The sequence below is a fragment of the Shimia sp. R9_3 genome, from assembly GCF_017743755.1.
GTDB lineage: Bacteria > Pseudomonadota > Alphaproteobacteria > Rhodobacterales > Rhodobacteraceae > Shimia.
The window spans coordinates 57785-70522 of the sequence record NZ_JAGHRP010000007.1; the positions used below are offsets into that span (position 1 = coordinate 57785).

At 55.6% G+C, this 12738-nt stretch carries 12 protein-coding genes; 7 read left to right on the plus strand and 5 right to left on the minus strand.

Translation table 11 applies throughout. The features are described 5' to 3' along the window. Positions 1-117 precede the first annotated feature (117 nt). The 3 genes from J7412_RS16860 (at position 118) to J7412_RS16870 (ending at position 2710) form a co-directional block, all read left to right on the plus strand. On the plus strand, positions 118-1284 hold the full coding sequence (locus tag J7412_RS16860) for an alpha-hydroxy acid oxidase (RefSeq protein ID WP_209079690.1): 1167 nt from the start codon (positions 118-120) through the stop codon (positions 1282-1284). A gap of 186 nt (positions 1285-1470) precedes the next feature. Then, on the plus strand, positions 1471-1977 hold the full coding sequence (locus tag J7412_RS16865) for a hypothetical protein (RefSeq protein ID WP_209079691.1): 507 nt from the start codon (positions 1471-1473) through the stop codon (positions 1975-1977). 103 nt (positions 1978-2080) lie between these two features. Continuing rightward, positions 2081-2710: a 50S ribosomal protein L25/general stress protein Ctc gene (locus J7412_RS16870; RefSeq protein WP_209065606.1), complete on the plus strand. Its 630-nt coding sequence runs from the start codon at positions 2081-2083 to the stop codon at positions 2708-2710. Between the two features lie 247 nt (positions 2711-2957). Here J7412_RS16870 and J7412_RS16875 read toward each other — a convergent pair whose 3' ends face one another. From J7412_RS16875 to J7412_RS16885, 3 genes are all read right to left on the minus strand, one after another. Continuing rightward, positions 2958-3779 (minus strand): arginyltransferase, encoded by an 822-nt coding sequence (locus J7412_RS16875; RefSeq protein WP_209079692.1) that lies wholly within the window; start codon positions 3777-3779, stop codon positions 2958-2960. 165 nt (positions 3780-3944) lie between these two features. Further along, a complete protein-coding gene (argE, locus tag J7412_RS16880; protein WP_209079693.1) occupies positions 3945-5108 on the minus strand; it encodes an acetylornithine deacetylase in 1164 nt (387 codons plus the stop codon). Positions 5109-5112: 4 nt separating this feature from the next. Then, positions 5113-6933, minus strand: coding sequence for an ABC transporter ATP-binding protein (locus tag J7412_RS16885; RefSeq protein WP_209079694.1), 1821 nt, complete (start codon positions 6931-6933; stop codon positions 5113-5115). A 299-nt stretch (positions 6934-7232) separates the two neighbouring features. Here J7412_RS16885 and J7412_RS16890 point away from each other — a divergent pair, with 299 nt between their 5' ends. The 3 genes from J7412_RS16890 to J7412_RS16900 all read left to right on the plus strand — a co-directional run bounded on the left by J7412_RS16890 (position 7233) and on the right by J7412_RS16900 (position 10957). Beyond that, positions 7233-8933, plus strand: coding sequence for a peptide ABC transporter substrate-binding protein (locus J7412_RS16890; protein WP_209079695.1), 1701 nt, complete (start codon positions 7233-7235; stop codon positions 8931-8933). Between the two features lie 112 nt (positions 8934-9045). Then, positions 9046-10053: an ABC transporter permease gene (locus J7412_RS16895; RefSeq protein ID WP_209065611.1), complete on the plus strand. Its 1008-nt coding sequence runs from the start codon at positions 9046-9048 to the stop codon at positions 10051-10053. After that, positions 10046-10957: an ABC transporter permease gene (locus J7412_RS16900; RefSeq protein WP_209079696.1), complete on the plus strand. Its 912-nt coding sequence runs from the start codon at positions 10046-10048 to the stop codon at positions 10955-10957. Before J7412_RS16895 ends, J7412_RS16900 begins: the two co-directional genes overlap by 8 nt. A 59-nt stretch (positions 10958-11016) precedes the next feature. Here the strand turns inward: J7412_RS16900 and J7412_RS16905 are convergent, their stop codons facing one another. Further along, the gene (locus J7412_RS16905; protein WP_209079697.1) at positions 11017-11397 is read right to left on the minus strand and encodes a VOC family protein; all 381 of its coding nucleotides are present in this window, start codon (positions 11395-11397) and stop codon (positions 11017-11019) included. A 189-nt stretch (positions 11398-11586) separates the two neighbouring features. Here J7412_RS16905 and J7412_RS16910 point away from each other — a divergent pair, with 189 nt between their 5' ends. Then, a complete protein-coding gene (locus tag J7412_RS16910) occupies positions 11587-12345 on the plus strand; it encodes an isocitrate lyase/phosphoenolpyruvate mutase family protein (protein ID WP_209079698.1) in 759 nt (252 codons plus the stop codon). Between the two features lie 21 nt (positions 12346-12366). On the opposite strand, the gene J7412_RS16915 is transcribed toward J7412_RS16910, so the two are convergent. Next, on the minus strand, positions 12367-12735 hold the full coding sequence (locus J7412_RS16915) for a GFA family protein (RefSeq protein WP_209079699.1): 369 nt from the start codon (positions 12733-12735) through the stop codon (positions 12367-12369). Positions 12736-12738: the final 3 nt, after the last annotated feature.

A 12738-nucleotide genomic window follows, 5' to 3' on the forward strand; every position in this document is an offset into this window, starting at 1 on the left:
ACTCACGCGAACATGATGGGAACAAATGGTAAACAAATATCTAAGGCAACAAGGGGATTGCGCTTAGCCTGCCATATTGGTAAAGAACATTTACCAAATTACGGAGTTTAAGAGCGCATGACCGTGATCACCTGTATTGACGATCTCAAACGCCAGTATAAGCGCCGCGCACCGCGTATGTTTTACGACTATGCCGAAACCGGTAGCTGGACGGAGAAAACCTTCCAGGAAAACACCTCTGATTTTGCCGATATCTACCTGCGCCAGCGGGTGGCTGTGGATATGGCCGGGCGCTCTACTGCGAGCCAGATGATCGGTCAGGATGTGGCCATGCCGGTGGCGCTGGCCCCTGTTGGGCTGACCGGAATGCAGTGCGCCGACGGCGAGATCAAAGCCGCGCGCGCAGCAGAGAAATTCGGCGTGCCCTTCACTCTGTCCACCATGTCGATTAACTCGATTGAGGAAGTGGCAGAGGCCACCACCAAGCCGTTCTGGTTTCAGCTTTACACCATGACCGACGAGGATTTTGTGGCCCGCCTGATCGAGCGCGCAAAGGCGGCAAAATGCTCGGCACTGGTTATCACGCTGGACCTTCAGATCCTCGGACAGCGGCACAAAGATCTCAAAAACGGCCTGTCCGCTCCGCCCAAGCTGACCCTTTCGACCATTGCCAACCTCGCCACCAAATGGCGCTGGGGCATTGAGATGCTGGGCGCCAAGCGGCGCAACTTCGGCAATATCGTGGGCCATGTGCAGGGCGTGACGGATACCGCCGATCTGGGTGCCTGGACCGCGCAGAGCTTTGACCCGTCGCTGGATTGGGACAAGATTGCCAAAATCAAAGAGATGTGGGGCGGCCCGGTGATCCTGAAAGGCATTCTGGATGCCGAAGACGCCAAGATGGCGCTGAAAGTGGGCGCGGATGCGATTATCGTTTCCAACCACGGCGGCCGCCAGCTTGACGGGGCGCTGAGCGCAATCCGAGCCCTGCCCTCCATCATGGAGGCCGTGGGCGATCAGGTTGAGGTGCATTTGGACAGCGGCATCCGCTCTGGTCAGGACGTGCTGAAGGCGCTCGCGCTGGGGGCCAAAGGCACCTACATCGGTCGCGCCTTCATCTACGGACTGGGCGCGATGGGCGAAGCGGGCGTCACCAAGGCGCTGGAAGTGATCCACAAGGAGCTTGATGTCTCCATGGCGCTTTGTGGCCGCCGCAGCGTGACTGATCTGGACCGCGATATCTTGCTGGTGCCGGAAAATTTCGAGGGCCGCTGGCAGGGCTGATCTAACGCTTTGACATTCCGCTGCCCGGCACGTCATAAACGGGCCGGGCAGAAGGACGTCTTGTATATGCTTGTCTTTTTCAAACAGAATCTTGCATTTCTATCTGTGCCGAAGACCGGTTCGACGGCATTTGAAAGCACATTGCGCTCAAGAGCGGACGTCATTTTCACCAAGAGTGTGAAGCATATGACAATTGGCAAATTCCACGCCAAACTCGCCCCGCTTTTGTCTGAGACTTACGGCATTGAGCCCGAGCGCGTCGCTGTGATCCGCAACCCAATCGACCACGCGCGCAGCTGGTACAAGTACCGCAGCCCTGAGCGTATGGGAGCAGGCAACCCCGCAAGCCATGGCGGCATCAGTTTTGACGAATTTGTAATGGATGCAATCAGCCCATCACCAAGCAAAGCTGCTGGCATAGGGTCTCAAGCGTCTTTTCTGTCGCTCACGCCGGGCATTGTCCCCATCCATCACCTTTTCGCTTACGATCAGAGCGAGCTTCTGCTGGCCTTTTTATCGGCCCGATTTGAAGAGCCAATCGTGCCTGGCTTGCGAAATGTATCTCCGGATGTGGCTGCCCCGATTTCTGAGGATGTTGCCGCCGCCTTTCGCGCTGCGCGCCCAGATGATTTTGCGCTTTATGACCGCGTCAAAGACGCAGGGGGCATCCTGCGCGATTTTCGCAGCGAGTAGCCCCGAATCCCCTTTGCATTTCAACCAATCCGCGCTATAGGCGCGGCTTCACGTGGGGTTACAGCCTTGGAGGAACCCCACCCTTATTTATGGAGAATTCAATATGGCTGGTCAGATTCCTGATCTTCACGCCGAAGTACGCACGGGGACAGGCAAGGGCGCCGCTCGTCAAGCGCGTCGCGACGGTTTTGTTCCTGGTGTTGTTTACGGCGGCGAAGGCGAACCTTTCGCAATCCAGATCCCTTTCAACGTTCTGTTCAAGAAGCTGAAAGAAGGCCGCTTCCTGTCCACGCTTTTCAACCTGAAAGTTGAAGGCCAGGAAGATGTGCGCGTGATCTGCCGCGGTGTTCAGCGTGACACCGTGAAAGACCTTCCGACCCACATCGACCTGCTGCGCCTGCGTCGTACATCCAAAATCAACCTGTTCATCCACGTTGACTTTGAAAACGAAGAAGCGGCACCGGGCATCAAAAAAGGTGGCGTTCTGACCATCGTGCGTCCTGAAGTTGAGCTGAACGTGACCGCGGGTGACATCCCTGAGCGCCTGGTTGTTGACCTGACCGGCAAAGAGATCGGCGACGTGATCACCATCAGCCAGATCGACCTGCCAGCTGGTGCGAAGCCAACCATCGACCGTGACTTCGTGATCGCCAACCTGTCCGCACCTTCCGGCCTGCGCTCTGCAGACAACGAAGAAGAAGCGGAAGGCGAAGAAGCCGCAGCGGAAGAATAAACACAACACCGGCCTGTCCGGACTGTGTGAACGCGGTGCCCTAAGGTGCCGCGTTTTTTTGTTGGCAATGCGCGCTGTGCTTTCGGAGCAATCTTCCTGTGCCGTCCCTATAGCTCAAAGCAACCACAATCGCTCTCGTGCGAAGATTTGCATCTCGCGCCTCGGACCACCTACTCGATTGCGAACACGTCAGTGCTTAGACAAAGCAGACATTAAACGAGTGGTAGCTCAAGAACCGTATGCACCCTCAAAACTTGTGAGCGCGCAAGTCAGGCAGAGATATATTGGCAACTTGCTCTGCGATAGGAGGTGTGGACAGGGGATGGGTATCAGAAGAAAACTCCTCCGGGTCCCTCATGGGATGCCACTGATTGGCGAAATGGATTTCCAGACCGGAGAACTTCGCTTTGTAAGCCATCTTCGCACTGCCCGGCACCCAATAGCCAAGATAGACATAAGGCAGCCCTGCTTCCCGCGCGATCTCGATGTGATCGAGGATCAGATAGGTTCCCAGTGATGCCCGTCTCTGCTCCGGATCATAGAAGGAATACACCATGCTCAGACCATCTTCGAGCATGTCCGTCAGGCACACACCGATCAAGGCATCGGTTTCCCGATCAGTGTACTCCACCACGCGGCTGCGGATTGGCGTTTCCTCAATCATTGCGGCAAACTCAAAGACATCCATATCCGCCATGCCACCGTCGGCATGACGGGTGTCAAGATATCGTCGAAACAGTTCAAACTGCTCCTCTGTTGCCCAAGGAGACGTTGCGCGACGCATCAAATGCGCGTTTCGACGCGCCGCACGTCGCTGACTCTTGGTGGGCTGAAACTTCGACACATCAATGCGTGCCGACATACAAGCGGTGCAATCCGTACAAGAAGGACGATACAAAACATTCTGAGAACGTCTAAACCCCTGTTGAGAAAGCGCGTCGTTCAGAGCCGTTGCATTGTCTCCTTGCAAGGCGGTGAACAGCTTTCGCTCCATGCGCCCTTCCAGATAGGGGCAAGGCTGCGGGGCGGTTACATAGAACTGCGGTGCTATTGGCAGGGTGTGGCGCATGATACTCCATCAACTAGGCACGAGGACAAAGTTATCAACAGGATCTGAGAACGCGCAAGCCCCTACAAAGCGTTGCCACCCCCTGTTTTTACACTGTTGGTTAAGATTTGAATTTCATTAACCGATTATTACCATCAACTTCGCGCAATCCGTCGCGTGCTTAAACTAGGTGCAACTTTCGATCAGTTTTTCCATGAAACGCTGTCCAGCTTCAAACTGAGCGACGGAGAGGAACTCATCCGGCTGATGCGCCTGCGCAATATCGCCGGGACCGCAGATCACTGTAGAGTAGCCTGCTTTCTGGAAGTGGCCTCCCTCGGTGCCATAGCTGACAACGCGCGTTGCGTTGTCTCCAGTGAGCTGACGCACCAAAGCTTCCGCTTCGCCTTGCTCCTCAGGGGCCAGCGCCGGAACCATAAAGGACTCCGTCATCTCGATATACGTTTCAGGCACAACCGCTTGCATTTCTGCTTCAATTTCAGCTGCCTTTGCACGTGCCTGAGACATCCAGAACGCATGATCCTCACCAGGGACAACCCGAAAATCGAGACCGAAGCGGCAATCAAGCGCGGTGATGTTATGCGCTGTGCCACCTTCAATCACCCCAACATGAACAGTGGTCCATGGAGGCTCAAATGTAGCGGCCGTATCGCTAGGGGTCTTTGCCTGATTGGCGACATTCATTTCGTTAGCCCACTCAATCAGCTTGGCACCATACATGATTGCGTTCACGCCGGTGTGCATAAGCGAGCTATGCACCTCAAAGCCGCGCACATGCACCATAAAGCCAGCTCCGCCTTTGTGCCCAGAAACCGCGCCCATCATGGACGGCTCCCCAACGATGGTGGCACTCCCTTTTGGAAAGTTAGCATTCAAGCTGTTGATCAACGGCGGAGCGCCTGCGCAGCCGATTTCCTCATCATATGACAAAGCAAGCTGAATAGGCCGCTGCAGATTAGCATAGCGCGCTTCAACCATTGCCCAGATGGCCAAGGCATCAAAACCCTTCATGTCGCATGTACCGCGCCCAAAGAGCTTTCCGCCCCGCTCAACAACCTCAAAAGGATCGCTGGTCCAGGGTTGCCCTTCAACCGGCACAACATCTGTGTGACCCGACAATACGATGGCACCTTCCACCGCAGGCCCGACATGCGCAAAAACAGCAGCTTTGTCAGGGTCTGTTTCGTGCGGATGGCGGTATGCCGTGATACCATGGCTCTTGAGATAAGCCTCGACCCAATCGATCAGCGGCAAATTCGTTTCACTCGACACCGTCGGGAAAGATACGAGTTTTTCAAGAATGGCGCGGGGCGTCAGTCGTTCCGCCATAGACTCAATACCCGCTGTCGGTGATCAGAACTTTATGGCCGGGAACAACCTCTTTGTACTCGGACGGCTGCGCCTCATAGCCCACCGGATGGATCGGGCTTGGAATTGGCTTGAAATTCAGATCCTTCTCGGACTTGCGACGACGCGGGTCCGCAATCGGCACGGCCTTCATCAACGCTTGCGTATACGGGTGCTGCGGGTTCTCAAATACCGCACGACGCGGGCCGATCTCGACGATGCGCCCCAGATACATCACGCCAACATGGTGGCTGACACGTTCCACGACTGCCATGTCGTGGCTGATAAAGACGTAAGAAATTCCCATTTCTGCCTGAAGTTCCATCATCAGGTTCAACACTTGCGCCTGGACCGACACGTCGAGTGCAGACACAGCTTCATCAGCCACAATCAGCTTGGGATTCAGTGCTAGTGCGCGGGCAATCGCAATCCGCTGGCGCTGACCGCCGGACATCTCGTGTGGGTAGCGGCGCATAAAGCTGCGCGGCAGCTCCACACGGTCAAACAACATCTCTACACGCTTTTGCAGTTCGGTACCGGAATGCGTACCGTAGTTTCGCATAGGCTCCGCCACCTGATCCATCAACACCATCTGTGGGTTCAGGGATGCAAAAGGATCCTGAAAGATCATCTGCATATCTTGACGCGCAGCGTGCATCTCTTTCGGATTGAGCGAAATGATATCCTTGCCGTCAAACCGGACTTCCCCAGAGGTTGGCTCAACCAGACGCAGCAACGAACGGCCCGCCGTGGACTTACCGCAACCAGACTCTCCGACAAGAGACAGCGTTTGACCTTTGTTGACGGTAAAAGACACATCTTCCACAGCATGCACATTCGCCACGGTGCGCCGCATGAGGCCACCTTTCACCGGGAACCGGGTGACGAGGTTTTTGACCTCCAAGATGGTTTCTTCCGTTCCGGGGATTGGATCTGTGTTGTGCGTGGTGTCCCCAAACAACTTCATCGGGCTTGGGACATCCGTACCCGTCATTTCCCCCAGCTTGGGAACAGCTGCGAGCAACGCTTTGGTGTAATCATGAGACGGGTTCTCGAAGATCTCTTCGACAGTGCCCTCTTCAACCTTGTTTCCGCGGAACATGACGACAACGCGGTCAGCCATCTGCGCGACAACCGCCATGTCGTGCGTGATGAACATCACGGCCGTGCCGGTTTCCCGCTTCAAACGGTCCATCAGTGCCAGAATTTCCGCCTGAATGGTCACGTCCAGAGCTGTTGTAGGCTCATCCGCGATCAGCAAGCGCGGTTCGCACGCCATGGCCATTGCGATCACAACCCGCTGGCGCATCCCGCCGGACAATTCATGCGGATATTGCTTCAGGCGTCGTTCTGGCTCCGGAATCCGCACTTGTCGCAAAAGTTCCAAAGCACGGGCTTCTGCATCGGCTTTTGACAGTTTTTTGTGCAACCGCAGACCTTCGGTCAGCTGCCGGCCGACTGTAAATACCGGGTTTAGAGCCGTCATAGGCTCCTGAAAGATCATCCCGATCTCGTTGCCACGAATCGTCCGCATAAGATCTTGATCGGCTTTGGAGAGGTCCACATCGCCGTTATCGCGGCGGTCAAACAACAGGCGGCCGCCAGCAATATCGCCGCCACCAAACTCCACCAGACGCATCAGAGACAGGCTGGAAACGGATTTGCCAGAGCCAGATTCTCCAACGATACATACGGTTTCACCCGGACTCACCTTGAAGGACACGTCCTCGACCCCAACCACCGGGCCGTCTTTGGTTTGAAATTCGACGCGCAGGTTCTCGATGGAGGCTATAGCGTTGTCCAGCATGCGGGTTACTCCCCTCAGTGTTTTTGTTTTCTCCTTGTCGCCGACGCTATAGCTGACGTTCCACAAGGTCAAACCGATGCGAACTTCTTTCTCGGAAAGCGACGGCAGGAAAAACAAACGAACCCTTGCAATTTTTTACCGACTGGTCTGTGATGCCCTCAGTCGGAGGGGAGTACGACACAAATCTGTGCATTGGGTTCTGTGCGATTCGCCACCCGCTCCTCTTGTTATGACAACCAAGAACGGGCGGAACCAATCTGCCTTTTTCGCACGAACGACGTGCCAACATGGAGTGAGATATGAAAGCAAAAACCCTGATGCTGGGCGCTGCAGCAGCGTTTGTGATGGCCCCGGCGGCCATGGCAGAGCGCGGCGCTGATGGCCACGTAAACATCATCTATTGGCAGGCGCCTTCGATTCTGAACCCTTATCTGTCCTCCGGGACCAAGGACATCGAATCCGCCTCTCTCACAATTGAACCGCTGGCGCGTTACGACGAAACCGGCAAAATGGTCCCATATCTGGCAGCTGAAATTCCAACCGTGAACAACGGTGGCGTTTCTGAAGACCTGACCTCTATCACCTGGACCATTGCAGACGGCATGGTGTGGTCTGATGGCACTCCGGTGACCTCCGCTGACGTTGTTTTCACCGGCGATTACTGCATGCACCCAGAAGGCGGCTGTGCACAGGCCGCGTTCTTTGACGGTGTTGAAGAAATCGAAGCGCTGGACGAAAAAACCGTCAAAGTGACCTTCAACCAGCCAAAGCCAAACCCATATGGCCCATTTGTTGGCGGTCAGTCCCCAATCCTGCAGAAAGCCCAGTTTGAAAACTGCATGGGTGCCAAAGCACCTGAGTGTACTGCAGAGAATTTCGGCCCAATCGGCACCGGCCCGTTTGTTGTGACCGAATTCAAAACCAATGACGTGATCCAGTACGAAGCCAACCCGAACTATCGCGATCCGGCGAAGCCAGCGTTTGCTACCGTAACCTTCAAAGGTGGCGGGGATGCGACCGGCGCAGGCCGCGCGGTTCTGGAAACCGGCGAGTTTGACTATGCGTGGAACCTCCAGCTGGCACCCGATGTGATTGCCAAGATGGAAGAAGGCGGCAAAGGCATCGCGATCGCGGGCTTTGGCCCACTGGTTGAGCGTCTCGAAATGAACATGACCAACCCATCTTCTGACCTTCCAGAAGGTGAGCGTGCGACTGTTGCGCATCCGCACCCGTTCCTGTCCGACATCAACGTGCGTAAAGCTCTGTCTATGGCAATCGACCGCGAACTGTTGGTGGAAATCGGCTATGGCAAAGCGGGTAAAGTCACCTGTGACCTCGTGCCTGTGCCTGCGAACTACGCGTCTGCAAACACCGACTGCTTCACCCAAGACATCGCTGGCGCCAACGCGCTTCTCGATGAAGCGGGCTGGGTCAAAGGTGGCGACGGCATCCGCACAAAAGACGGCGTGAAACTGTCCATCCTGTACCAGACATCCACCAACGCCGTGCGTCAGGACTTCCAGGCGCTGATCAAACAGTGGTGGAGCGAGATTGGTGTTGAAACCGAGCTGCGCAACCTGTCTGCATCCGTGTTCTTCGGTGGTGACCCAGGTTCCCCTGACACCTTCCAGAAATTCTACGCAGACGTGGAAATGTATGCGAACACCTTCAACGGCACCGACCCTCAGCAGTATCTGGCGGCCTACCGTTGTGGCGGCGAGCCTAAGCCGTCTTCCCAGTGGCAGGGTGAGAACATCAACCGCTTCTGTGATCCGGCGTATGACGCTCTGATCGACGAACTGGCTCGCACAGGCGACATCGAGAAGCGCGGCGAGATCGCGAAGAAGATGAACGACATGCTGACCAACGAGAGCTTCACCATTGTGCCACTGGTGCACCGTGGTCGTGTGTCCGCACATGCCAACTCTCTGGGTGGCGTTGTGCTGAACACATGGGACTCCGAGCTTTGGAACATTGCCGATTGGCACCGTGTGAAGTAAACTAATGCTTAGGGCGGGCTTTCGGGTCCGCCCTATCCTCTATCGGTTCTGAACAGGCAGGTCGCTGCGCGGAGCCCACCAATCAAAAATAGACGCACAAAGGCGCCGCTTTATGCTGACCTTCACAATACGACGGTTGATCCTTTCGATCCCGACGCTCTTTTTCATATCTCTCGTCATTTTCCTTCTACTGGAACTGGCCCCGGGCGACCCGATGGCACAGGTGCCGCTCACCGTGCCACCAGAAGTGAAGGAAAAGATGCGCCAGGCCCTTGGTTTGGGCGAGCCTGGCTATATCCGGTTCTACAAATGGCTGGTTCAGTTTTTCTGGGTAGAACCGCAGGTGCTGTTTGACCATCTCTTTGGCACCGCCTTCTCTGAAGGCAAGCTGCGCATCATTAGCTGGCAGACCCGCTCTCCGGTGATGGATGTGGTGGTGGAACGCCTGCCCCAGACCCTGTGGGTTGTGGGCATGTCCTACATCGTGGGCATCCTGATCGCGCTACCAATCGGGATCTACTCAGCCTACAAACAATATTCGGTGTTTGATCAGGCCGGCACATTCATCACCATGATCGGCTATTCGATCCCACCGTTTTTCACCGGCCCGCTGATCATTGTGATCTTCTCGGTGAACCTTGGCTGGTTCCCCTTCATCTATGACACCACCCATGAAGTTGTGGATTGGGACAGCTTTGTCTATCAGCTGCGCCAAATGATCATGCCGGTGATGGTGCTTGCTTTGCAGACCACCGCGCAAATCAGCCGCTACATGCGGGCCTCGATGCTGGATAACCTAAATCAGGACTATGTGCGCACCGCGCGTGCCAAGGGCCTGAGCGAGCGTGTTGTGGTGCTGGTGCATGTGCTGCGCAACTCGATGATCCCGGTTGTGACCGTGATCGCGTTGGGTCTGCCTGCCATCTTTGGCGGCGCCATTATCACCGAGCAGGTCTTCTCTGTGAATGGCATCGGTGCTCAGTTGATCGGCGCGATTCAGGCCAACGATCTGCCCACCGTACAGACGCTGACCTTTATGTTCGCTTTCCTGATCGTCTTCTTCAACCTGATCGCAGATGTGCTCTACGGCATTCTTGATCCGAGGATCCGCTATGACTGATACCACCAACACCGAACCGACCACACCGCAGCGGTCCCAATGGGTGGACGTCTGGCACCAGTTCAAGGCACACAAAGGCGCGCTTTTGGGCGGGATCATTTTCATTGTGATCGTACTGGGCGTCTTTATCGGCCCTTGGCTCTGGCCTTATGACGCAACCTACATCGATATCCGTTCGCGTAACCAAGGCCCAAGCTTTGCGCATCCCTTTGGCACAGACCAGCTGGGACGGGATACTCTGGCGCGGATGATGGCGGGCGGGCAAACCTCGATTGCCGTGGGCCTCACCGCCATGCTGCTGGCGCTAGGTCTGGGCAGCTTTGTGGGTATCGCCGCAGGCTATTTCAAGAAACTCGACGGCCCGCTGATGCGCCTGACCGACTTGTTTCTGGCTCTGCCAATCCTGCCTCTTCTGCTGGTGATGATGATGCTCTTCCGAGAGCCCCTCTCCGCCGCTGTTGGTCCTGAGCGTGGTATTTTCATCCTGATCGTGGTCGCCATCGGCATCACCTCCTGGATGCCCACAGCCCGGATTGTACGCGGCGACGTACTTGCACTGAAGGAACGTGAGTTCGTACTCGCAGCCCGCTCCATCGGGACGTCAAACCACAACATGATCACACGGCATATCCTACCCAACGTGCTTTCGCCGATCATGGTGTCTGCGACACTTGGCATCGCCAACGCGATCATCACGGAATCGGCCCTTTCATTCCTAGGCCTTGGTTTTCCACCGGACTTCCCAACCTGGGGTCGCCTGCTGAATGACGCCGTACAATATCTGCAGGATTATCCGGAGCGCGTGTTCTGGCCCGGCCTTGCAATCTCTCTGACCGTGTTGTCGGTAAACTATCTCGGTGACGGCCTGCGCGACGCACTCGATCCGCGTATTCGCGGCCGGTAAGTCAAACAATATCAACAGATAGGCCGGGTACATCGCCCGGCCTTTTCCATTTAGAGCATTCAGTAATTTGAGACTTCAATCAAATTCTGATCTGGGTCTCTAAAATAGAGCGATGTGATCGGCCCCTTGGCACTGGTGCGCACGACGGGTCCCTCCTCGATCGTGACACCTTGCTTTTCCAAATGCACAATTACCTCGGCCAGCGGTGTCGTTGCGATGAAACACAGGTCGGCTGATCCCGGCATCGGCTGTCCAGCTTTCGGTTCAAACTCGCGACCAGCCTGATGCAGATTGATTTTCTGTTGACCGAATGTGAGGGCCACGCGGCCTTCTCCAAAAATCGCGACCCGAAATCCCAAAACCCGAGTATAAAACGCCACGGTTGCCTCGATGCTGGCAACTGTGAGCACAAGATGGTCCAGTCTTTCGATCTCGATCATTTGGTCACTTTCAGGATCTTTTCTCAAAAGCCGTCCAATCGCACATAAAGTTGTACAGCTCACCACCAAATAAAGGCGGTAAAGGCCGTTTGCCCTGCTAGGGTTGCTGCAAACACCGCTGCTGACTGCAGAACGGAACTCAACGCCTCGATCAAATATAAGCTGATCGCAAAACACAAGGAACGTCCAATGTCTCAAAGTGACCGCGCCAAAGCCTTCGCCGACCTCCACAAACCCGGCTCACCTGTTGTGCTATACAATATGTGGGATGCTGGCAGCGCAGCTGCCGTGGCCAAAGCTGGCGCATCAGCTCTCGCCACTGGGAGTTGGTCGGTGGCCGTTGCACAAGGCTATGCAGATGGCGAAGACCTACCGATGGAACTGCTCTTTCAAATCGCAGGCCGGATCACCGCCACAACAGAGCTGCCAGTCAGCGTCGATTTTGAAGGCGGTTACGCTACTGACCCTGAAGAGCTCTCACTAAACATCAAACGCCTTTTGGCCACAGGTGCGGTGGGGCTGAATTTTGAAGACCGTGTGGTCGGCGGTGAAGGCCTGCATGATACCGCGTCACAGGTGGCGCGTATCAAAGCAATCCGAGCGACAGCCGATGCAACCGGAATTCCACTCTACATCAATGCGCGCACAGACCTCTTTCTACAATCAAAGCCGGAAGCGCACGCCAGCTTGATTGACGATGCTCTCGCGCGGGCTGAGGCTTATACAATAGCAGGTGCGAGCGGTTTCTTTGTGCCCGGCCTGACAGAACCTGATCTGATAAAACAGATCTGTGAACAGGTCTCTCTGCCAGTGAACGTGCTGTGTCTGGACACATCTGCTGACATCACACCGCTGGCGGCGCTTGGAGTGGCGCGCATCAGCTTTGGCCCAGCACCTTACCGCACAGCGATGAAAACGCTGACAGCGCAGGCGGCGCAACACTATTGAGTTTTAGAAAGTTGGCGACGCTCAGGCTGTGTCGCCAACTGCAACCCAACTGGGCTTATCGTCCAAATGCTCTTGGAACTGAATTTGCAACCCGAGATCACTATCAAAGGCATTGGCGGAAATCGGGAAACTCTCTTCCTCTGACAGGATCTCTCCCAACGACGTGCCGCAGATCTTGCAAAAACATCGGCCATATTTGAACGGTAGCTCTGGCTGATAGAGCGCAACCTGCTCTTTGCCGGACACCCACCGCAGGCTCTCTTTCTTTACAAAGACAATCGTACTCGCGCCCGATTTGCGACAGCGAGAGCAATGGCAGGTCCCCATCATTGTTGGGGCCGCGCTCAACGCGAATTTCACAGCCCCGCAATTGCAACTTCCAGAAATCATTTT

What these genes read in the sequence shown, in the direction of transcription:
- J7412_RS16895 (WP_209065611.1), top strand. Translation starts at nt 9,046, where the DNA reads ATGCTGACCTTCACAATACGACGGTTGATCCTTTCGATCCCGACGCTC.
- argE (WP_209079693.1), bottom strand. Translation starts at nt 5,108, where the DNA reads ATGGCGGAACGACTGACGCCCCGCGCCATTCTTGAAAAACTCGTATCT.
- J7412_RS16890 (WP_209079695.1), top strand. Translation starts at nt 7,233, where the DNA reads ATGAAAGCAAAAACCCTGATGCTGGGCGCTGCAGCAGCGTTTGTGATG.
- J7412_RS16915 (WP_209079699.1), bottom strand. Translation starts at nt 12,735, where the DNA reads ATGATTTCTGGAAGTTGCAATTGCGGGGCTGTGAAATTCGCGTTGAGC.
- J7412_RS16885 (WP_209079694.1), bottom strand. Translation starts at nt 6,933, where the DNA reads ATGCTGGACAACGCTATAGCCTCCATCGAGAACCTGCGCGTCGAATTT.
- J7412_RS16910 (WP_209079698.1), top strand. Translation starts at nt 11,587, where the DNA reads ATGTCTCAAAGTGACCGCGCCAAAGCCTTCGCCGACCTCCACAAACCC.
- J7412_RS16900 (WP_209079696.1), top strand. Translation starts at nt 10,046, where the DNA reads ATGACTGATACCACCAACACCGAACCGACCACACCGCAGCGGTCCCAA.
- J7412_RS16860 (WP_209079690.1), top strand. Translation starts at nt 118, where the DNA reads ATGACCGTGATCACCTGTATTGACGATCTCAAACGCCAGTATAAGCGC.
- J7412_RS16870 (WP_209065606.1), top strand. Translation starts at nt 2,081, where the DNA reads ATGGCTGGTCAGATTCCTGATCTTCACGCCGAAGTACGCACGGGGACA.
- J7412_RS16905 (WP_209079697.1), bottom strand. Translation starts at nt 11,397, where the DNA reads ATGATCGAGATCGAAAGACTGGACCATCTTGTGCTCACAGTTGCCAGC.
- J7412_RS16875 (WP_209079692.1), bottom strand. Translation starts at nt 3,779, where the DNA reads ATGCGCCACACCCTGCCAATAGCACCGCAGTTCTATGTAACCGCCCCG.
- J7412_RS16865 (WP_209079691.1), top strand. Translation starts at nt 1,471, where the DNA reads ATGACAATTGGCAAATTCCACGCCAAACTCGCCCCGCTTTTGTCTGAG.